The organism is Aeromonas sp. Marseille-Q7275, assembly GCF_965119515.1.
In genome coordinates this window covers 82,648-101,815 of record NZ_CBCPLW010000012.1, presented here as the reverse complement: position 1 = coordinate 101,815, position 19,168 = coordinate 82,648, and the positions used below count along the sequence as shown (strand labels likewise).

At 64.0% G+C, this 19,168-nt stretch carries 18 protein-coding genes; 11 read left to right on the top strand and 7 right to left on the bottom strand.

Annotated elements, in window-relative coordinates; translation table 11 throughout:
- From ACWPWQ_RS12960 to uhpC, 7 genes are all read left to right on the top strand, one after another.
- Positions 1-1,368, top strand: a complete 1,368-nt coding sequence (locus ACWPWQ_RS12960) for an alkaline phosphatase (protein ID WP_454009953.1) — start codon at positions 1-3, stop codon at positions 1,366-1,368.
- A gap of 49 nt (positions 1,369-1,417) precedes the next feature.
- Entirely contained in the window at positions 1,418-2,101 is a 684-nt protein-coding gene (locus ACWPWQ_RS12955; protein ID WP_454009952.1) for a hypothetical protein, read from the top strand.
- A gap of 82 nt (positions 2,102-2,183) precedes the next feature.
- Positions 2,184-2,918: a substrate-binding periplasmic protein gene (locus ACWPWQ_RS12950; protein ID WP_454009951.1), complete on the top strand. Its 735-nt coding sequence runs from the start codon at positions 2,184-2,186 to the stop codon at positions 2,916-2,918.
- 227 nt (positions 2,919-3,145) lie between these two features.
- Positions 3,146-3,541, top strand: a complete 396-nt coding sequence (rnk, locus tag ACWPWQ_RS12945) for a nucleoside diphosphate kinase regulator (protein ID WP_247626555.1) — start codon at positions 3,146-3,148, stop codon at positions 3,539-3,541.
- 211 nt (positions 3,542-3,752) lie between these two features.
- Positions 3,753-4,343: a transcriptional regulator UhpA gene (uhpA, locus tag ACWPWQ_RS12940; RefSeq protein ID WP_202046104.1), complete on the top strand. Its 591-nt coding sequence runs from the start codon at positions 3,753-3,755 to the stop codon at positions 4,341-4,343.
- On the top strand, positions 4,340-5,857 hold the full coding sequence (gene uhpB, locus ACWPWQ_RS12935; protein ID WP_454009950.1) for a signal transduction histidine-protein kinase/phosphatase UhpB: 1,518 nt from the start codon (positions 4,340-4,342) through the stop codon (positions 5,855-5,857). Before uhpA ends, uhpB begins: the two co-directional genes overlap by 4 nt.
- A gap of 27 nt (positions 5,858-5,884) precedes the next feature.
- Positions 5,885-7,219 carry an MFS transporter family glucose-6-phosphate receptor UhpC gene (gene uhpC / locus ACWPWQ_RS12930; RefSeq protein WP_454009949.1) on the top strand — a complete coding sequence of 445 codons (1,335 nt, stop codon included), beginning with the start codon at positions 5,885-5,887 and terminating at the stop codon, positions 7,217-7,219.
- 187 nt (positions 7,220-7,406) lie between these two features.
- Here the strand turns inward: uhpC and ACWPWQ_RS12925 are convergent, their stop codons facing one another.
- The gene (locus tag ACWPWQ_RS12925) at positions 7,407-8,534 is read right to left on the bottom strand and encodes a GGDEF domain-containing protein (protein WP_139437019.1); all 1,128 of its coding nucleotides are present in this window, start codon (positions 8,532-8,534) and stop codon (positions 7,407-7,409) included.
- Between the two features lie 485 nt (positions 8,535-9,019).
- On the opposite strand from ACWPWQ_RS12925, the gene ACWPWQ_RS12920 reads away from it, so the two are divergent.
- The 4 genes from ACWPWQ_RS12920 to ACWPWQ_RS12905 all read left to right on the top strand — a co-directional run bounded on the left by ACWPWQ_RS12920 (position 9,020) and on the right by ACWPWQ_RS12905 (position 12,629).
- Entirely contained in the window at positions 9,020-9,820 is an 801-nt protein-coding gene (locus ACWPWQ_RS12920) for a transporter substrate-binding domain-containing protein (protein WP_454009948.1), read from the top strand.
- Positions 9,821-9,916: 96 nt separating this feature from the next.
- Positions 9,917-10,876 (top strand): amino acid ABC transporter permease, encoded by a 960-nt coding sequence (locus ACWPWQ_RS12915; protein ID WP_247626619.1) that lies wholly within the window; start codon positions 9,917-9,919, stop codon positions 10,874-10,876.
- Positions 10,860-11,603, top strand: coding sequence for an amino acid ABC transporter ATP-binding protein (locus ACWPWQ_RS12910; protein WP_319916645.1), 744 nt, complete (start codon positions 10,860-10,862; stop codon positions 11,601-11,603). Before ACWPWQ_RS12915 ends, ACWPWQ_RS12910 begins: the two co-directional genes overlap by 17 nt.
- A gap of 186 nt (positions 11,604-11,789) precedes the next feature.
- The gene (locus ACWPWQ_RS12905) at positions 11,790-12,629 is read left to right on the top strand and encodes a sterol desaturase family protein (protein ID WP_454009947.1); all 840 of its coding nucleotides are present in this window, start codon (positions 11,790-11,792) and stop codon (positions 12,627-12,629) included.
- Between the two features lie 86 nt (positions 12,630-12,715).
- On the opposite strand, the gene ACWPWQ_RS12900 is transcribed toward ACWPWQ_RS12905, so the two are convergent.
- From ACWPWQ_RS12900 to pstB, 6 genes are all read right to left on the bottom strand, one after another.
- Positions 12,716-14,116, bottom strand: coding sequence for a basic amino acid/polyamine antiporter (locus ACWPWQ_RS12900; protein ID WP_454009946.1), 1,401 nt, complete (start codon positions 14,114-14,116; stop codon positions 12,716-12,718).
- Between the two features lie 9 nt (positions 14,117-14,125).
- Positions 14,126-15,028 (bottom strand): homocysteine S-methyltransferase family protein, encoded by a 903-nt coding sequence (locus tag ACWPWQ_RS12895; protein WP_454009945.1) that lies wholly within the window; start codon positions 15,026-15,028, stop codon positions 14,126-14,128.
- A gap of 274 nt (positions 15,029-15,302) precedes the next feature.
- Positions 15,303-15,845, bottom strand: coding sequence for a hypothetical protein (locus tag ACWPWQ_RS12890; protein WP_162627170.1), 543 nt, complete (start codon positions 15,843-15,845; stop codon positions 15,303-15,305).
- Positions 15,846-15,864: 19 nt separating this feature from the next.
- The gene (locus tag ACWPWQ_RS12885; protein WP_139437003.1) at positions 15,865-17,184 is read right to left on the bottom strand and encodes a hemolysin family protein; all 1,320 of its coding nucleotides are present in this window, start codon (positions 17,182-17,184) and stop codon (positions 15,865-15,867) included.
- Between the two features lie 192 nt (positions 17,185-17,376).
- The gene (phoU, locus tag ACWPWQ_RS12880; protein ID WP_025327511.1) at positions 17,377-18,087 is read right to left on the bottom strand and encodes a phosphate signaling complex protein PhoU; all 711 of its coding nucleotides are present in this window, start codon (positions 18,085-18,087) and stop codon (positions 17,377-17,379) included.
- A 191-nt stretch (positions 18,088-18,278) separates the two neighbouring features.
- Entirely contained in the window at positions 18,279-19,097 is an 819-nt protein-coding gene (gene pstB, locus ACWPWQ_RS12875) for a phosphate ABC transporter ATP-binding protein PstB (protein WP_005328825.1), read from the bottom strand.
- Positions 19,098-19,168: the final 71 nt, after the last annotated feature.

Genomic DNA, 19,168 nt, shown 5'->3' with positions numbered 1-19,168 from the left:
ATGAACAAGACCCTGGTCTGCACCGCCCTGTTCGCCGCCCTCGGCGGCCTCTCCCAGGCGCACGCCGCCGACGCCAAGAACGTCATCCTCTTTATCGGCGACGGCATGGGCCCCACAGTGCTCACCGCCACCCGCCTCTTCAAGGTGGGGGAAGAGGGAGATCTCGAGATGATGAAGCTGCCACGCAGCGCCCGCATCAAGACCTTCTCCCACGACGCCCAGACCACGGACTCGGCCCCCTCCATGGCGGCCTACACCACCGGGGTCAAGATGAACAACGAGGTGATCGCCATGAGCAGCGACACCAGGGCCGTGGCGCCGTCCAAGGATGCCAACGGCAACAAGGGCATCAACAACTGCACCGGCGACAACGGCACCCCGGTGCCGACCATACTCGAGCTGGCCAAGGCGGCGGGCAAGTCGGTGGGGGCCGTCACCACCACCGAGCTGACCCATGCCACCCCGGCGGCCACCTACTCCCACATCTGCCACCGGGATGCGGCCTACGCCATCGCCGAGCAGGCGGTACCGGGCGGTGCCGGCTTCAACGCCGCGCTCGGGGACGGGGTGGACGTGCTGATGGGGGGCGGCGCCAATCACTGGACCCCCTACAGCGCCAGCAACAAGGGGGGCCGGGCCGATGGCCGGGATCTCACCGCCGAGCTCGGTGCCCAGGGCTATCAGTACGTCACCACCCAGAGCGATCTCGCCAGGATAGAGAGCGGCAAGGTGCTGGGTCTGTTCAGTGCCAAGTCCCACCTCGACTACGAGCTGGACCGTGTCGCCAAGGGAGCGGCCAACACCCAGCCGTCCCTCTCCGAGATGACCGCCAAGGCGATCGATCTCTTGAGCCAGAACAGCCAGGGTTACTTCCTGATGGTTGAAGGGGGCCGCATCGACCACGCCCTGCACGCCACCAATGCCAAACGGTCGCTGACCGATGCGGTGGCGCTGGACGAGGCGGTCAAGACGGCGCTGGGCAAGGTGGACCTGACCGATACCCTGATCGTGGTCACCGCCGATCACGACCACACCATGACCATCAACGGTTACTCCGCCAAGGGCAACCCTGTGCTGGATCTGGTGAAAAACGGCGACGGCTCGACCCAGAACGACGTGGATGGCAAGCCCTTCACTACCCTGGTGTTCGGCAACGGCCCGAACCGCGCGGACCAGCGCCCCACCCTCACCAGCAACGAGGTGATGGGGGACGACTACCTGCAGGAGACCGGGGTCAAGCTGGGCTCGGAGACCCACGGCGGCGGTGATGTGATGCTGTTCGCGGGCGGCGCCGGCAGCGGCCGCTTCAAGGGCACGCTCGACAACACCCTGGTGTTCGGCAAGCTCAGGGAGGCGCTCGGCCTGTAAGAAAGCGGGCCCGGTGTCACACCGGGCCCCTTCTTTCGAGCGATCACCCATGATGCGACTGTTACTTCCGTTATGGCTCCTTGGCTGCAGCCTCTGCTTCCCCCTGCTGGCCGACGAGGCGCCCGATCTGGCCGCCCGCATCCGCTATCAGGACAGGATCACCAGCAGCGACGGCATAGCCCGGGAGAACCACTGGCAGGAGAAATGGATCCGGGTCGGCAACCAGGTGTGGAGCCAGCGGCTCATCCCCCTGCCGCTCGCCCGCGCCTACCACGCCAGCCACGATGCCACCCCGGGCCACAAGCATTTCACCCACCAGATGGCGGCCCGCTGGGTCAGCCGCAGTGATGAGGGGGAGCTGCAACTGCGCTACGCCGACGCCTGGCACAACCAGCTGGTGGAGGTGCCGCCGGAGGAGTATGGCCAGGTGGCCTTCATCCCCCACTGGGACAAGCTTCGCCACCTGGTGGATCCGGCCTTGCTGCAGGGCATGACCCCCCTCGACGACGCGGCTCCCGAGCAGGCCCGCTGGTACGAAAAACGCGAGGGCAGGCAGCGCACCCGCATCCTCTGGTCGAGCCAATGGCAGTTGCCCCTGGTGGTGGAGTCCGCGAGCCTGGACGGCTATCGCAGCTACCGGATGGAGGTGACCCTCAAACCCCTGCCAGGGCAGCTACCCTGGCAGCAGCTGGGCGGCTACCAGACCCTGGATCTGCGGGACTTCTTCGACTGACGGCCCGCTCCCCTCGATGGGTTGGCTGACTTGGGGTAACGGGATGTTACACTCTGTGTACTCATCCCTGACCCGGTCTCCTATGCGCCTTCCCCTACTGCTTCTGCTCTGCTGCGCCCTCCTCTTCCCGGGCCCCGGCGCCCACGCCGTGGTTGTCCTGGCCGCAGACGTTCCTCCCTATGTCATTCGCTCCCAGCAGGGGGCCCCGAGCGGCATGGCCATCGAGGTGCTGGAGGAGGCGGCCCGCCGCCTCGGGGAGCCTCTGGAGATAGAGCTGATGCCGCTGGCCCGCGCCCTCAGCCAGACCCGCCACCGAACGGACGTTCTGCTGCTGCCACCGGCCCGAAATCCCCAGCGCGAACCCCTGTTCCTCTGGATTGCCCCCCTGCTGGAGGAGGCCTTCGTGCTGGTCAGCCACCGTCAGCACCACCCGGCCCCCCTCTCGGCCAAGGCGCTGACCGGCCTGACCCTGGGGGCGATGCGTGGCTCTCATGGTCAGAGCCTGATCCAGCCCCTGAAGGGGGTAACCCGGGAGCTGGTCACCGAGGAGGTCAACAATGCCAGCAAGCTGGCGCTGGGCCGTATCCAGGGCTGGGCCGTGGCCTGGAACACCGCACGCTACAACCAGCAGCGGGCCGGCTTGCCCCTGGGGGATCTGGTGCGCGGCGACACCCTGCAAGAGAGCGCCCTCTATCTGGCCGCCAGCCCGCGGTTTCCTGCGGCCGAGGCGCTGCGCTGGCGCAAGGCGATCGAGGGGATGCGCGAGGATGGCAGCCTGGCGCACATCCTCAAGCAGTACGATTATCAGGCGCCCTGACCCCGGGCCGGACATTTGCCAAAGCCATTCAGAATGGTTATGGTATCCCCATGAAAGCGCTCATGATTTTTTCCAGTCTGCTCACACCCCGTTGAGCCCCCGCCCTCGCCCCTGACAGCGAGTCGCTCGGGGGCATCGCGCTTGCGATCTATTCTCACAATCCGAACCCTTTTTCGACCAGCTTGTCCGTCATCCTGGTCCTTTCAGCCATTGATAAGGAATACCCAATGCAACAGCCTCATCTCGTCATCTCCAGCCTGGATCTGGATCGCATCGAGCAACTGCTCGGCAACCACCCGCAACACCTGGCCCTGCAGGAGGAGCTGAACCGCGCCGAGATCCGCGACCCCGCCGACATGCCGCCGGACGTGGTGACCATGAACAGCACGGTGCGCTTCAAGATGCAGAACAGCGGCAACGACTTCTGCCTGACCTTGGTCTACCCGAAGGACGTGCAGGGGGACGAGTCGAAGATCTCCGTGCTGGCACCGGTCGGCAGCGCCCTGCTTGGATTGAAGGTGGGTGACAGCATCGCCTGGCCGGGCCCGGCCGGGCGCACCATACAGGTGGAGATCCTGGAGGTGGTCTATCAGCCGGAGCGCGCGGGCGAGCTGCACCGCTGACAGTGCCGGGCACGCTCTGCCGCCCAGGCGAGCAGGGCGTGCCTCTCCTTAATAATGCCGCCCTGAATCCCGCACTCGGGTGAAGCACCCATCGCCGCATCTCCAGCCCCGGGGCTATCCTCCCCCTTGAGCCTCCCCTTGAGCAAGAAGGCGAGCGGGAGTATCTTGTTGGCCGCGCCAGCGCCCTGGCCGCAGATTTCAGGCTGACATCATGATAAAAATTGCCCTCATCGACGATCACCAGATAGTCCGCTCCGGCTTTGCCCAGTTGCTCAATCTCGAACCCGATCTGCGGGTCATCGCCGAATTTGGCAGCGCCGCCGACGCCCTCGCCGGCTTGCCGGGCAGCGGCGTCCAGCTGTGCGTGTGCGACATCTCCATGCCGGATCAATCCGGGCTGGACCTGCTCAGGCAGCTGCCCGCCGGCCTCGCCGTAGTGATGCTGTCGGTGCACGACAGCCCGGCCCTCATCGAGCAGGCCCTGCAGGCCGGTGCCAAGGGGTTTCTCTCCAAGCGCTGCAGCCCGGAGGAGCTGATCGCCGCGGTGCGCACCGCCGCCCAGGGGGGCTGCTACCTCACCCCGGACATCGCCCACAAGCTCGCCAGCAGCCACAGGGATCCCCTCACCAACAGGGAGCGGGAAGTGGCCCAGCTGCTGGCCGGCGGCATGGAGGTGAAGGCCATCGCCGAGCGCCTCGGCCTCTCCCCCAAGACGGTACACGTGCACCGCGCCAACCTGATGGACAAGCTCAACGTCAACAACAACGTGGAGCTGGCCCACCGCATGCTGGACAGCTGGTGATCTCCCGGTTTGCCAGCTATGTCGCCATCGCCCTGGCGGCCAGCTTCATCTTCGCCGCCGGCTGGTTCTGCCTCTGGAGCATAGGGCTGCACCTGGTGGAGAGCCCGGTGCTGGCGGTGCTGCTGTTCCCCTTCGGATTGCGTCTGGGCCTGCTGCTGCAGAGCCCCCTCCCCTACTGGCCGCCCCTGCTGCTGTGTGAGGCCCTGCTGCTGCACTGGCTCGATGGGGAGGTGGGCATGCCCCTGTGGCCCCTCATCCTGGCCGGCAGCCTGCTCACCCTGCTGCCGCTGCTCATCGCCCGCCGCCAGCGCATTCGTGACGACTGGCAGCAACTGCTGGTGCTGCTCGCCACCGTCACTGTGGCGGCGGCCCTGCAATCCCTGCTCTGGCATCTGGCGGGGGAAGATGGCCTCACCGCCCTGCTGCTCACCCTGACCGGCGGCCTCACCCTCACCTCCACCTGCATGCTGATCTGGCACTATCTGACCCGCGCCACCTGGGTGCCGCTCGGTCCTGCCCTCATCGATCAGCCGGTGGACTGGCGCTTTCGCCACCTCATCTGGTACCTGCTGCTGTTCGTGCTGAGCCTGGGGCTGCAGCTCGGCCTGCCGGACTCCCTGGTGCGTTTCACCCCCTTCTGCCTCGCCATTCCCATCATGGCCATGGCCTGGCGCTACGGCTGGCAGGGGGCTCTGCTCGCCACCCTGATGAATACGGTGGCCCTGATGGCGGGTCAGGCCTGGCACGAACATCCCCTGGATCTGCTGCTCTCCCTGCTGGCCCAGAGCCTGACCGGCCTGCTGCTGGGGGCCGGCATCCAGCGCCAGCGCGAGCTCAACCAGGCGCTGACCCGCCAGCTCGCCCACAACCGCCAGCTCACCGAGCGGCTGCTGGAGACCGAGGAGAGCATCCGCAAGGAGGTGGCCAGGGAGCTGCACGACGACATAGGCCAGACCATCACCGCCATCCGCACCCAGGCAGGCATAGTGCGCCGCCTCGCACCGGACAACCCCAATGTCGGCCAGAGCAGCGCCCTTATCGAGACCCTGTCGCTTGGCATCTACGATGCGGTGCGCGGCCTGCTCGGTCGCCTGCGCCCGCGCCAGCTCGACGACATGAGCCTGGAGCAGGCGGTGCGCGGCCTGCTGCGGGAGCTTGAGCTGGAGCGGCGCGGCATCGTCACCCGCCTGGAGTGGGAGCTCGTGGATGAGGCGCTCTCGGACGCCCAGCGGGTCACCCTGTTCCGGGTCTGTCAGGAGGGGCTCAACAACGTGGTCAAGCATGCCAATGCCAGCGCCGTCACCATACTGGCCCGCCAGCAGACCGACAGGGTGCTGCTGCAACTGGACGACGACGGCTGCGGCCTGCCCGAGCAGACGCCCCAGGGCTATGGCCTGCTCGGCATTCGCGAGCGGGTACAGGCGCTGGGGGGCACACTGCGCCTCTCCTGCGCCCAGGGAACCCAGCTGACTGTCAACCTCCCCAGCCGTAAACGGGAGGAGTCCCATGACTGATCCAGGATCCAGAAGGCAGGGCGCCCCATGCTGAGCTTTATGAAGAGCCGCCCGGCGGCCCCTCTGGTGCGGGATCAGGCCGAGATCGATGCCTGCTATCGCCATTGGCGCCTCCACATACTGCTGACCATGTACCTGGGCTATGCGGTCTTCTACTTCACCCGCAAGAGCTTCAACTTCGCCATGCCGGACATGCTGGCGAGCGGCATCCTGGACAAGGCCGACATCGGCATGATGTGGACCCTGTTCTACCTCACCTATGGCTGCTCCAAGTTCGTCTCAGGCATCATCAGCGACAGGGCCAACCCCCGTTACTTCATGGGGCTGGGGCTGATGGCGACCGGGGTCATCAACATACTGTTCGGCCTCTCGTCGGCCCTCTGGATGTTCGTGGCACTCTGGATTGCCAACGCCTTCTTCCAGGGCTGGGGCTGGCCCCCCTGCTCCAAGCTGCTCACCAGCTGGTACTCGAGGACAGAGCGCGGCTTCTGGTGGTCGGCCTGGAACACGGCCCACAACGTGGGTGGGGCCCTGATCCCGCTTATCGTCAGCACCATAGCCCTGCAGCACGGCTGGCGCTACGGCATGATAGTGCCCGGCCTCATCGCCATACTGGCCGGGCTGCTGCTGTGCTGGCGGCTGCGGGACACCCCGAGCACCCTGGGGCTGCCCACGGTCGGACAGTGGCGAAATGACGCCCTGGAGATGGCCCAGCAGACCCAGGATGTGGGCCTCTCTCCTCGCCAGATCCTGCACAAATACGTGCTCGGCAACCCCTACATCTGGCTGCTCGCCTGCTGTTACGTGCTGGTCTACGTGGTGCGCACCGCCATCAACGACTGGGGCAACCTCTACATGACGGAGCAGCGCGGCTTCAATCTGATGAGCGCCAACTCGGCCATCTCGATGTTTGAAGTGGGGGGCTTTATCGGCGCCCTGGTGGCGGGCTGGGGCTCGGACAAGCTGTTCAACGGCAACCGGGGCCCGATGAACCTCATCTTCGCCATGGGGATACTGCTCTCGGTCGGGTCGCTCTGGCTGATGCCCTTCTTCAGCTACGTGATGCAGGCGGCCTGCTTCTTCACCATCGGCTTCTTCGTGTTCGGCCCACAGATGCTGATCGGCATGGCGGCCGCCGAGTGCTCCCACAAGGATTGCGCCGGGGCCGCCACCGGCTTCGTCGGACTGTTTGCCTACATGGGAGCGGCGCTGTCGGGGTATCCGCTGGCCAAGGTGATGGAGATCTGGCACTGGAACGGCTTCTTCGTGGTCATCTCGGTGGCGGCCGGGGTCTCGGCCCTGCTGCTGCTCCCCTTCCTCAAGGCCCAGGCGCCACGTCCCCTCGCCACCGAAGCGGGCTAAGAGGCCGCCTCCCGACCCTGCTGCCACACCTCTTCAGGCTCAAAGCCCAGGCGCCCCGTACCCCCTCGCCACCGAAGCGAGCTAAGAGGCCGCCTCCCGACCCTGCTGCCGCACCTCTTCAGGCTCAAAGCCCAGGCGCCACGTACCCTCGCAGCCGAAGCGGGCTGAACATCAGGGTCATCAAGGATCAGGCCGGCAGGCAGACCCGGTTCTTGCCGCTGCGCTTGGCCTGATAGAGGGCGCGATCCGCCTGCCCGAACAGGGTATCGAGATGCCAGCCCCGGGCGTAAGGCACCAGCCCCAGGCTGGCGGTGACCTGGATGCCGTCCAGGGGCAGCGTCGCTATGCCCTGGCGGATCTGCTCGCAGCGCGCCTGCTGGGCCGGGGCATCCCCCTCGGGCAGCAGCAGCACGAACTCCTCGCCGCCGAAGCGGCTGGCCACCAGATCCCCCTGACCGGCCAGATAGGCCCCCACCGCCGCCAGCACCCTGTCCCCCGCCTCGTGACCGTGGCGATCGTTGATCTGCTTGAAGTCATCGAGATCCAGCACCACCAGGGCTCCCTGTTTGGGCGCCTGCGCACAGCGCTCCATGAAGCCACGCCGGTTGAGCAGGCCCGTCAAAGGATCCTGGCTCGCCTGCCGGCGCAGGGCCAGGGCCCGGTACTGGGTACAGAGCAGCAATACCCCGAAGGTGGAGAGGTAGTTGCCCATCAGCATGGAGAGGAAGGGCAGCACATTGACCACGTGCTGATCCATCAGCACCCGCACCTCGCCGCTGAGCAGGGCCCCCATCCGGATCAGGTTGAAGCCGTAGAGCAGAATGTTGACCACGGTAAACACCAGAATGGCGGGCAGATAGGCGGGGTAACCGTGGCGCCACACCTGCCACACGATCACGGCCCCCAGCACCATGTAGCTCAGGCAGGCCAGCAGCACCCGGGGCGCCATCTCGTCGTTGAACAGCACGCTCCAGCAGAGGATCAGCAGGTAGACCAGCATGAAGAGCGCGAAGGCCCGCCAGGCCGGCGGCTCGCCGAAGAAGCGCTGCAGGGCCAGCGGCATCAGCGCTATGCAGAGGGTGATGAGCAGGTTGGCCAGCCAGATCCCCGCGATGTGGGGGGCGAACGCCTGCATAAAGAAGAGCGACTGGGCCGCCAGGGCACAGAGGCTGGACCACCACCAGAGCCCGAGGCCGGGGATCTCCCTGTGGGTCGACCAGATGATGGAGAGGGTGATGAACCCCAGGCTGTAGCCCCCGAGGGCCATCAACATCAGGGTAAACACGTCCAGATTGAGCAGAATTGAGGCGTCCATTCCCGAACCTTACTATGGGGATGGCTGAGTATATGGGAAGGCCATGACAAGACACAGAGGGAGCCCTCTGGCGCGAAGAAATATTTTCCGGACAGCCAACTGGCCCCTCTCACTCGGCCAGCCGGCCTGATGCCTGGCGCTCCAGGTTCGTTCGGCCCCAGATTTCCCGCCGACCACACAGCAAAATGCCTGCCAACTATTTTTGCACTTGAACCCGCGCCCTTAGATAGATATGTTGTTTTCATGTGGTTTTATGAGCCGTGCCGCGAGGAAAAAGTGCCACTAACCTATTGAGTCGTCTGACACAATCGGATTTTGGTACATTTTTCACTCACCGGATGGAGAATAGAATCTCATATGGGGCTTTTGCCTCAATCAAGACAATAATCCTGTCTTGCCTGCTGCCGGATGCAGCAGTCTCTTGTGCCATGGAGTCGCACGGAGCAGGTTCAAGGCCGAACACACTTACGACAGAGACGTCACTTATGATCAAAAAACTCATTCTCTCTACCCTGCTGCTGTGCGGGCTCGCCAATGCTGCCACCAGCGCAGCCCCCAGCTCCACCCTGGACGCCGTGCTGGAGCGCGGTGTGCTGCGGGTCGGCTTCGACGCCGGCTATCAACCCTTCGAGATGACCAACAAGCAGGGCCAGTACATCGGCTTCGACGTGGATCTGGCCAAGATGGTCGGCAAGGAGATGGGCGTGAAGGTGGAGTTCGTCAACACCGCCTGGGACGGTATCATCCCGGCCCTGCTGACCGACAAGTTCGACGTCATCATGGGCGGCATGACGGTCACCCCCCAGCGCAACCTGCGCGTCAACTTTGCCGATCCCTACATAGTCGTGGGCCAGACCATAGTCCTTCGCAAGGACAAGGCGGGGGAGATCAAGTCCTTCCAGGACCTCAACGATCCCAAATACAAGATCGCGGTCAAGCTCGGCACCACTGGCGAGCAGGCGGTCAAGCGCATGATCCCCAAGGCTACCCTGCTGCAGTTTGAAACCCAGGACGACGCCAAGCTGGAAGTGATCAACGGCAAGGTGGATGCCTTCGTCTACGACCTGCCCTACAACGCCATCTTCGCCTCCCAGAACACCGGCGCCGTGGTGCACCTGGACAAGCCCTTCACCTTCGAGCCGCTGGCCTGGGCCATCCGCAAGGGGGATCAGGACACCCTCAACTGGTTCAACAACTACCTGCGCCAGATCAAGGGCGACGGCAGCTACGACCGTCTCTACAAGAAGTGGTTTGAATCCAACGCCTGGCTCAACCAGCTCAAATAACCTCTCAAGGGGCGGCTCGCCGCCCCTTCACGCAGACCCCACACAATAACGACAAGAGAGGTTGTGACAGTGATCAACCCCAAAATCACAAGACAGATGGAAAAACAGCCCAACCTGCTGCTCTGGCACGGCGTCTTCCTGCTGATGGTGCTGGCCGCCATCTTTGGCATCTACAAGGCCGTGCAGGCGGTGGATTACACCTGGCGCTGGGAACGCATTCCCCAGTACATCGCCTACCAGGCCGAACAGAAACAGTACGCAGAATTTGACGGCACAGTGGTGACCGGCACCACAGCCGCAGAGAAGGGGCAGCTCTTCCTGCAAGACGATCTCGACCCCAACCGTCGCCAGGCCATCGCCAGCACAGGCGCCCAGGTTGCCGAAGGGGATACCGTCTTCCTCGGTGACACCCTGGATGTGCAACTGAGCTGGACCGCCGGCCCCATCGCCTGGGGTGTCTGGGTCACGGTCAAGCTCTCCCTGGTGGCTGGCGTCTTCGCCATCCTGCTGGGCACCCTGGCCGGCCTCGCCCGCCTCTCACCCAATCCCGCCCTGCGCAACCTGGCGGTCACCTATGTGGAGCTCATTCGCGGCACCCCGCTGCTGGTGCAGATCTTCATCGTCTACTTCTTCATCGGCACAGTGCTCAACCTCGACAGATTCACCGCCGGGGTGGCGGCGCTGGCGGTCTTCACCGGCGCCTATGTGGCCGAAATCGTGCGCGCCGGCATCAGCTCCATCCACAAGGGGCAGATGGAGGCAGGCAGAAGCCTGGGCCTCACCTCGGCCCAGACCATGCGCTATGTGATCCTGCCCCAGGCGTTCAAGCGGGTCTTGCCGCCGCTGGCGGGCCAGTTCATCAACCTCATCAAGGACTCCTCCCTGGTGTCGGTCATCTCCATCACGGATCTCACCAAGGCAGGACGGGAGGTGGTCAGCTCTACCTTCAGCCCGTTCGAGGTGTGGTTCACCGTGGCCCTGCTCTATCTGGTTCTGACTGGTACTCTCTCCTTCCTGGTACGCCGTCTGGAGGTGAAATATGCGAAAAGCAACTGATCCCATTATCAAGGCGAGCGGTGTAGAGAAGTTCTACGGCACCGAGGTGCACGCTCTCAAGAACGTCAGCACCCAGGTAGCGGAAGGGGAAGTGGTGGTGATAGTGGGTCCGAGCGGCTCTGGCAAATCCACCTTCCTGCGCACCCTCAACCAGCTCGAGACCATCAACGACGGCCATATCGAGGTCGATGGCATCAGCCTGACCGAGCCGGGCGACGTCAACAAGCTGCGGGAAGAGGTGGGCATGGTGTTCCAGTCCTTCAACCTCTTCCCCCACTTGAACGTGCTGGACAACATCAGCCTCGCCCCCCAGAAGGTGCGGGGGTTGTCCCGCCAGGACGCCGAGGAGCGGGCCAAGGCCCTGCTGCTGAAAGTGGGGCTGTCGAACAAGGCCCAGAGCTACCCCTCCCAGCTCTCCGGCGGCCAGCAGCAGCGGGTGGCCATCGCCCGGGCGCTCGCCATGCAGCCGCGCATCATGCTGTTTGACGAGCCCACCAGCGCCCTGGACCCCGAGATGGTGGGGGAAGTGCTGGACGTCATGAAGGGCCTGGCCAAAGAGGGCATGACCATGGTGGTGGTGACCCACGAGATGGGCTTTGCCCGGGAAGTGGCGGACAGGGTGCTCTTCATGGAGAGCGGCGAGCTGCTGGTGGATGAGAAGCCCAGCGACTTCTTCGACAATCCCCCCTCCCCGCGCCTGCGCCAGTTCCTGAGTCAGGTGCTGTAAACAGGAGCAGAAGAGGGAGCCCTGGGCTCCCTCTTCACTATTCTCACCTCGCCACCTTCCCCTGATCCTTCACTGAGCAGCACGCCGTCATCTGGCTGCCCGCCGCGCTGACTGTGACAGGATGTTAATGAAATTTTAAATTCATTCGGTATGCTGGAACCCAACTGGTCCAACCGGATGCCTCACATGGATGTGCAACTGCTGCTGCTCTACCTCTCCCCTCTCTTTCTGGCCTTCGTCGGCTGGGAGATGCTCTATCTGCGCAAACACGGGGCGGCCTTTCCCACCGCCACCTATCATTGGCGCGACCTGTTCGCCAATGCCGCCCTGGCCCTGATGCACCAGGGGGGCGATGCCCTGGCGGCCATCGCCATCGCCTACCTCTATGAGGGTCTGTGGGGCTGGCGACTGTTCGACATAGAGCTGAACCTCTGGAGCCTCTTGCTGCTCTTCCTGCTGCAGGATCTCTGCTACTGGCTGTTCCACTTCGCGAGCCACCATGTGCGCTGGCTCTGGGCCTCCCACGTGGTGCATCACAGCTCGGAGCGGCTCAACCTCTCCACCGCCTTTCGCCAGAGCCTGATGTATCCGGTCTCCGGCATGTGGCTGTTCTGGATACCCATGATCCTCATCGGCTTCCCCCCCGAGGCGGTGGTCGCCACAGTGCTGCTCAGCCTGGGTTTTCAGTTCTTCGTCCACACCCAGGTGGTGGGCAAGCTCGGCTGGCTGGAGTGGATTTTCAACACCCCCTCCCACCACAGGGTGCACCACGCCAGCAACCCCAGATATATCGACCGCAACTTCGCCGGGGTGCTGATCATCTGGGACAGGCTGTTTGGCACCTTCGTGGAGGAAGACCCCGCCGAGCCCTGTCGCTTCGGCATCACCAAGCCCATCCACAGCTTCAATCCGCTCACCCTCACCTTCCACGAGTGGCGCGACATGGTGCAGGAGGCCCGAGGCCTGCCCTGGTCAGAGAAGCTCAAGGTGCTGTTTGGCAAACCGGCGGGGCCCGCCAGCCGCTAAGTCCTTGCCGCAGCTAAAACCAGTCCGCGTCGCAGACAAAAAGAGAGCGCCCCTGGGCGCTCTCTTGCATTTGATCATCAGCTTGCTCAGACGTGGGCAAAGGACCAGATGGCGGGCACCAGGCTCACCAGGGTTATCCCGGCCAGCAGCCGCTCGCGCCCGCTGAGCCGCTGGTCCGCCCCGAGCTGGCGGCGGCTGTAGAGAAACAGCAGCAGACCCGGCCCGTAGAGCAGCAGGGAGAGCAGCAGGTACTCCACCCCGGCGGCGTAGAGCAGCCAGAGACCGTAACCGCTCGACACCAGGGCTACCGCCCGCACCCGACCATTGCCCTCTCCACTCAAGGAGAGCTTGAGCAGGAAGAGGCCGATCAGCAGGTAGGGCACCAGTATCATGGAGGTGGAGATGAGCAGCAGGTTGGTGTACCCCTTGCCGAGCAGCCATACCAGCAGCAGACAGCCCTGCACCGTCAGGCTGGTGAGCCAGAGGGACGCTATGGGGGTGCCGTTGCGGTTCTGGCGCCGGAAGATGGCCGGGAAGGCGCCGTGGCGTGCCGCGCTGAACGGCACCTCGGCCGAGAACAGGGTCCAGCTCACGTAGGAGGCGAGCACCGACACGATGAGGCCGGCGCTGATGAGCACCTTGCCCCAGGAACCCGTCATCTGGGCCATCAGCCCCGCCATGGAGGGGTTGGGCAGGGCCGCGAGCTCGGGGCGACTCAATATCCCCAGCGCCAGCACAGAGATGAGCACATAGAGCAGCAGCGCCAGCACCACGCCGAGCACGGTGGCGGTGCCCACGTCCCGCTTGTTTCTCGCCCGGGCCGAGAGCACCGCCGCCCCCTCGATGCCGGTGAAGACCCAGAGGGTGATGAGCATGGTGTTGCGCACCTGCTCGGAGACCGGCACCGCCAGGGTGCTGCCCTGCTGATCCGCCGCGAAGGTGACAGGATCGAACCAGTAGCAGGCGAACAGGATGAACAGCAGCAGCGGCAGGCTCTTGGCCAGGGTCGCCACCAGGTTGAACAGGGCCGCCTGCTGCACGCCGCGGGCCACCAGCAGGTGCACAGCCCAGAGGATGCAGGACTCGCCGATGAAGGCCGCCAGGGTGTTGCCGTCACCAAACCAGATCTGTTCCGGGGTATCGACGAAGCTGCCCAGCGCCGCGAAGGCGATGACCAGATAGCCCACCACGCCGATGGTGGCGCAGAGCCAATAGCCCCAGGCGGAGAAGAAGCCCACCAGATCGCCAAAGCCGGCGCGGGCATAGCTGTAGATGCCGCCGTCGAGATCCGGTCTCAGCCGCGACAGATAGAGGAAGCTCGCGGCCAGCGCCAGGATGCCCACCCCGGTCACCCCCCAGCCGATCAGCACGGCGCGCGCCCCGGCCACCTCGGCCATGTTCTGCGGCAGGCTGAAGATCCCCGCCCCCACCATGGAGCTGAACACCAGGGCGGTGAGGGACCAGAGCCCTATCTTGCTCTCTTTCATGGGCTCTCCTTAGCGCAGCCGGCTGGCCAGCGCCTCAATGTGTTCCGGGCCTATGCCGCAGCAGCCGCCGATGAGAGAGGCCCCGGCTGCGCGCCAGCGCTCGGCCCAGCCGAGGTAATCCAGCGGCCCCAGATCGGCGCGGATCTCGTCCAGGCCGTCGTTGGCGGTGGCCTCCTTGGGCTGGGGCGGGAAGGCGTTGGCGTAGGCGCCGAGGCGAATGTCGCTGCGACCCAGGGCCTGCAAGCCGGCGCAGGCCACCTTGAGCGCCCCCTCAATCACCTCGGGCTGGCAGCAGTTGAACAGGATGGCGTCCACCCCGGCCGACGCCAACGCGGTCACGGCATCGGCCACCCGCTCACCGGAGCGCAGTCTGGGTTCGCTGCCCGGCGCCTCGTCCTCCAGGGTGAAGGAGACCCAGAACGGCTTGCCATCGTCTGGCAGCAGGGCCTTGAGGGCCAGCGGCTCGGCAATGAGGCTCATGGTCTCCGCCAGCCAGAGATCCACCTGGGGAGAGAGCGCCCGGATAAGCGGGGTCGCCAGCTCGCTCACCCTGCCCGCGTCGAACAGGTCGGCACGGTAGGAGCCAAAGAGCGGTGGCAGGGAACCGGCCACCAGCACGGCGCCCCCCTGGTCGTCGGCCACCTCCCGCGCCAGTTGCCCGGCCAGGGCCGCAAGCCGCTCGCCATCTGCGGCGAAGCGTTCGTCACCGATATGAAACGGCACCAGGGCATAGCTGTTGGTGGTGATGACCCGGGCCCCGCTCGCCACATAGGCCTGATGCACCTTTCGCACCGTCTCTGGCGCCTCCATCAGGGCCAGGGCCGACCACTCCGGCTGGCGAAACGGTGCACCCCGCCGTGCCAGCTCGCGCCCCATGCCGCCATCCAGTACCCACAAGTCCTGTGTATCCATCTCTGTCTCTCTGCGTGTCCCCGTCATGACGGGTGTTTATTGTGTGGAACAACATTAAGCCATCAAAACATCTAGACGGCTATATGCCCTGTGCATCATGGCGCAAAGCAGAGAGAGAGGCAATCGGGAACGAGGAACAAATCCGGGCAAGCTCGGGATGAGAGCGGCAAAGGAAGGCCCCGCCCTCGCCGCCCTGGGCTCGGGGCTCGGGGCCCTGAACGACAAGAGGCCACCCCGGGGGGTGGCCTCTTGTGAAACATGGATGGCTGGCGACTCAGCGCCCTGCCAGTACCCGCTTGGTCTGCTTGACCCAGTCGGAGACACGCCCCTGCTGGGGGAAGCCTTGCCAGATCTGCTCCCACTGGGCCGGACTCAGGGGGCGGCCCAACCTGCGCTGCACCCCGGCATAGAGGTAGTCGTGGGCCGTGGTACGGGCCTGGGCCGAGGTGAGGAACTTGGCCACAGGGTCGGTCAGGCGCACGTCCCGCATGCCGAGCAAGGGGTAGTCGCTGTGCACCGCCGCCAGCATGGTTTCACGCATGGCAGATTCTATGTAGCCACGGGCGAACAGGGCGGTCACCGACTCCAGCGACCCCTGATCCGGACCATGGTACTCCTCATCGAACACAGGGCTCGGCTCTGCCACTGCACTCTGCACCACGGCATCGGGGTCCGGCTGCGGCGCCACCACGGCAGCCTTGGGGGCCACGGGCTTGGGAGCGGCGGCGGGTTTGCGGGGCGCGCTCTGGCTGCAGGCCCCCAGCGCCAGGGCGAGAGCCACACAGCTCAACGCACGGGAATAAGACGGCATCTTCATGACTCCTTGGTAACTCCTTTCACGATTCCAGGGCGGGTTTGTCGATCACATTGGGTTCAATACGGGTGACCAGCAGCTGATCGATCTTGTAGCTGTCGATGTCGACCACTTCGAACTTGTAGCCCGCGTACTTCACCGAGTCGGTCCGCTTGGGGATCTTGCGCAGCATGAACATGATGAAACCGGCTATGGTCTCGTAGTTCTGCGCGTCCGGGAACTCCTCGATGTCGAACGCCCGCATGACGTCGGAGATGGGGGTGACCCCGTCCACCAGCCAGGAGTTCTCGTCCCGCTGGACGATCTGCTCTTCCACCACGTGGGTGGCCCACTCCCCCATGACGGTGCTCATCAGGTCGTTCATGGTGACTATGCCCACCACCAGGGCGTACTCGTTCATCACCACGGCGAAGTCGCCCCTGTGGTTCTTGAAGTACTCCATCGCCTCGTAGAGGTTCAGGGTGTCGGGAATGATGATGACGCTCTGCACCAGGGAGCCGCTGTTGAGATCGATGCTCTGGCCGCTGATGACGCGGATCAGCAGCTCCTTGGCATCCACGAACCCCTTGATGCTGTCGAGGTTGTGGTCGCACACCAGGAACTTGTTGTGGGGGTGCTCGGCTATCTTGGCCTTGATGCTCTCCTCCCCCTCTTGCAGGGTGAAGTAGATCAGGCTTTCGCGGGCCGTCATGGCGGAGGTGACGCCGAGGGACTGCAGCTCGAACACGTTCTCGATGAGCTGGTGCTCCTCGCGCTGGATGACGCCGGCCTCGGCCCCCGCATCCATCACCGCGTAGATGTCGTCCGAGGTGATCTCGTCGTTGCGCACCATGGAGACCCGCAGCAGGCGGAACAGGGCGTTGGCCATGCCGTTGAAGAACCACACCAGCGGCATCAGCAGGGTCACGCACAGCAGCATGGGACGCACCACCACCACCGCAACCCGTTCCGGCATCGTCATGGCGAGGCGCTTGGGCATCAAGTCCGCTATCAGGATGAACATGCCGGTGACGAACACGAAGGAGGCGATCGAGCTTATCTGGGAGAGCCAGGGGCCCTGATAGAAGCCGGAGATAAGCTCCTTGATGGCGGGGTTCAGGGCGGATTCGCCCAGGATGCCGCCCAGGATGGCGACGGTGTTGAGGCCTATCTGCACCACGGTAAAGAAGTTACCCGGCTGGGCCTGCAGCGCCAGCACTTTTTCGGCATGGCGATTGCCCTCGTCGGCCATCACCTGCAACTTGATCTTGCGGGAGGCGGCGAGAGAGATCTCGGAGAGCGAGAAGAACACGCTGCCGGCGACCAGCAGCATCAAAAAGAACAAACTATCGGCAAAACTCATGATTAACCTATTGCGACAGCCGCCTTAGCACAAGACGGCAAACTGGGCCCGGGAAACCGGACCGTGACTCCATCCGGGACTCACACAGGGGCCATATTCTAGCAGAAAAGCGCCCCGTGGGGCGCGTTATCTTAAGCCGCCCCCCAATGCAATAAAAAAGGCGCTCAAGGCGCCTTTTTATTCATCCTGGATTCAATGCTTGCCGAGCAGGTCGCTCAGTTCATCCGCCTTGGTGTGGCGTACGTCCTTGCCCTTGACGTAGTAGACGATGTATTCGCAGATGTGCTGGCAGCGATCGCCGACCCGCTCGATGGCCCGCGCCGCCCACAGCACGTTCAGTACCTGGGGTATGGTGCGGGGATCTTCCATCATGTAGGTCATCAGCTCGCGGATGATGGACTCGTACTCCCGGTCCACCTTGTCATCTTCCTTGTAGACGGCGATGGCCGCCTCCAGATCCATGCGGGCGAAGGCGTCGAGCACGTCGTGCAGCATCTTGATGGTGCGACGGCCCATGTTCTCGAGGGACACCAGCGGCGGCTGCGGCTTGTTGGCGTTGTCGGTCAGCATGCGGGCTATCTTGTCCGCCACGTCGCCGATGCGCTCCAGATCCGTGATGGTCTTGATGATGGCCATCACCAGGCGCAGGTCGGAAGCCGTGGGCTGGCGCTTGGCGATGATGCGGGTGCACTCCTCGTCGATGGCCACTTCCATGGCGTTGACCTTGTGGTCGTTGGCCACTATCTTGCGCGCCGCATCCAGATCCTGGATGTGAATGGCGGAGATGGCGTCCGTCAGCTGCTGCTCCACCAGACCGCCCATCACCAGCACCTGGTTGCGCACGTTCTCGAGCTCGGCATTGAACTGACCGGAGATGTGTTTATTGAGGTTCATATTGTCCATACAAATAATCCTTGTTGCTCCGATTATGCCTTAGCCGTTGAACCGACCGGTAATCTGTTTATTGATGCTCATCTTGTTCATACCAATGATCCTTGTTGCACCAACCATGCCTTAGCCGTTGAACCGACCGCTAATCTGTTTGTTGATGCTCATCTTGTTCATCTCAATAACCCTTGTTACACCAACATGCCTTAGCCGTAACGACCGGTGATATAGTCCTCGGTCTTCTTCTTGGCCGGGGTGGTGAAGATGGTGTTGGTGTTCGAGTACTCGATAAGCTCGCCCATGTACATGAAGGCGGTCTGATCCGACACCCGCGCCGCCTGCTGCATGTTGTGGGTCACTATCACCACGGTGAACTGGCTCTTGAGCTCGTTGATCAGCTCCTCGATGGTGAGGGTGGAGATGGGGTCGAGCGCCGAGGTCGGCTCATCGAGCAGCAGCACTTCCGGCTCGATGGCGATGGCACGGGCGATCACCAGACGCTGCTGCTGACCACCTGAGAGGCCGAACGCGTTGTCGTGCAGGCGATCCTTCACCTCTTCCCACAGGGCCGCGCCGCGCAGTGAGCGCTCGGCGGCCTCGTCCAGGGTGCGTCTGTCATTGATGCCCTGCAGGCGCAGGCCATAGACCACGTTCTCGTAGATGGATTTCGGGAAGGGGTTGGGGCGCTGGAACACCATGCCCACCTGACGGCGCAGGGCGGAGACATCCACGCTCTTGTCGTAGATGTTGTGGCCGTGCAGCTGGATCTCCCCCTCGATGCGGCAGATCTCCACCAGATCGTTCATCCGGTTGATGCAGCGCAGCAGGGTCGACTTGCCACAGCCGGACGGGCCGATAAAGGCCGTCACCTGGCCTTTCGGGATCTTCATGTTGACGTTGAACAGCGCCTGCTTGTTGCCGTAGTACAGGTTGAGATCCTTGACCTCAAGGGCGGTCTGCTCCGGGCTCAGGTTGAGCAGGTCCAGTGCGGTATGCTGGGTCGAAGTCGGTGTTACGTTGATCATCTGTTACCTCAAATTCTCTTTGTGGCGGCGAGCACTCTCGTTGCCCGCGGCCTGAACGCTTGGCTGGCAGG